This is a genomic window from Sodalis-like endosymbiont of Proechinophthirus fluctus (assembly GCF_001602625.1).
Taxonomy (GTDB): domain Bacteria; phylum Pseudomonadota; class Gammaproteobacteria; order Enterobacterales; family Enterobacteriaceae.
In genome coordinates this window covers 25,032-26,577 of record NZ_LECR01000050.1, presented here as the reverse complement: position 1 = coordinate 26,577, position 1,546 = coordinate 25,032, and the positions used below count along the sequence as shown (strand labels likewise).

Genomic DNA, 1,546 nt, shown 5'->3' with positions numbered 1-1,546 from the left:
TGGCACACTGCTTTCACCAGCTCATCAGCTCACCCCCTATACTAAACAAACTCTGCAAATCCTAACCGCACGCGGGATCCACTTCGTGTTCGCTACCGGCCGCCACCATGTGGACGTGGCGCGGATGCGCGCCAATCTCGAGATTGATGCCTATATGATCACATCTAACGGCGCACGGGTACACAACACTGCCGGCGAACTGATCTTCTCCCACAATTTAGACGAAGATATCGCCGCAGAGTTGTTCAGTGTAGTGCATCAGGATCAGAAAATTCTGACTAATGTCTTTCGCAATGATGAATGGTTTATGAACCGTAGTCGCGTCGATCAGGAAGATTTTTTCCGTGAATCCACATTCAAATATCGGGTGTATCAGCAGGGTACGCTGCCCACTGACGGCATTTGCAAAGTGTATTTCACCTGCGATGATCATCAGCGTCTACTGGTATTGGAAGAGGCGCTCAACGCCCGCTGGTGCGATCGGGTCAACGTCAGCTTCTCTTTGCCGGTGTGTCTGGAGGTCATGGCTGGAGGGGTTTCTAAAGGGCACGCGTTGCGGCAGGTAGCTGGCCTGCTCGGATATCAACTTAAGGATTGCATTTCCTTTGGCGATGGGATGAATGACCAAGAGATGCTAGCGATGGCAGGTAAAGGCTGCATTATGCAAAATGCCCAGCAGCGCCTTAAGGACACATTGCCAGCCCTGGATATCATAGGCAGCAACGAGGACGATGCGGTACCACGTTACCTGCGCGCAATGTATCTGGGAAAAGAATAAAAATTAATTTACAAATAATAATTATTACTATTTAAATTATTATTTAAATTGCGATACTGGCACGGGAGCACGACATTGCTCACATTGCTTCCAGTAATTTCATCTCCTGTGTGCTGGCTTTTTTACCCGTATTGACTACTCTCTGTCGCCTATGCCATTCTATTTTTTTGAACTTAGCGATGATATTTTCCGCTATTATTCTTCTTTGTTACGAATAGACTATAGACTTGAGAAAAATAATGAGGAGAACTGAATACGTACTTTGTGCGTGCCATCCAAGATCGAAGCTATGCTCGGCATGAATGTCTAACCAACCGGCATAGTTTTCCTTTGCCGATTACTATCATCTCGAATTTATGGTTTTTTTCTCTCTAATGGTGGGTGATTAATGAAAATATTATTGCCCCGGTGAGAAGGCGTTGCACCCACCCGTATTAATGACATGGAGATTTTGACCTACATTCTGTCCGGTACGGTAGCGCAGATAGTACGGGCAACTCAGGTGCAGATTCACGCTGGCGAGTTTCAGATCATGAGCGCTGAAACTGGGATACGGCACTCAGAATACAATGCTCGCGATGATGCATTCCTGCACCTCTATCAGATTTGGATATTGCTGGCGCAAAACGGTCTGCAGCTGCACTATGAACAACGCCGGTTTACGGCAAAGGCCGCTACTGGCGCGCTATTCGCCAGATGCCTGCGACGGCTCGTGCGGGTGTTCCAGGATGTGATTTTGACTCGTTGGGCGCTCCCACGCGGCCAGTC

2 protein-coding genes are annotated in these 1,546 nt (G+C 48.1%); both read left to right on the top strand.

The annotated features are described in order from the left end of the window. Positions 1 to 778: sugar/pyridoxal phosphate phosphatase YigL (yigL, locus tag BG74_RS05935; RefSeq protein WP_066597281.1), on the top strand; the 778-nt coding region annotated here is incomplete at its 5' end. 451 nt (positions 779 to 1,229) lie between these two features. Then, positions 1,230 to 1,546 (top strand): pirin family protein (locus tag BG74_RS13470; RefSeq protein WP_187202702.1); only part of this gene is annotated, 317 nt, incomplete at its 3' end.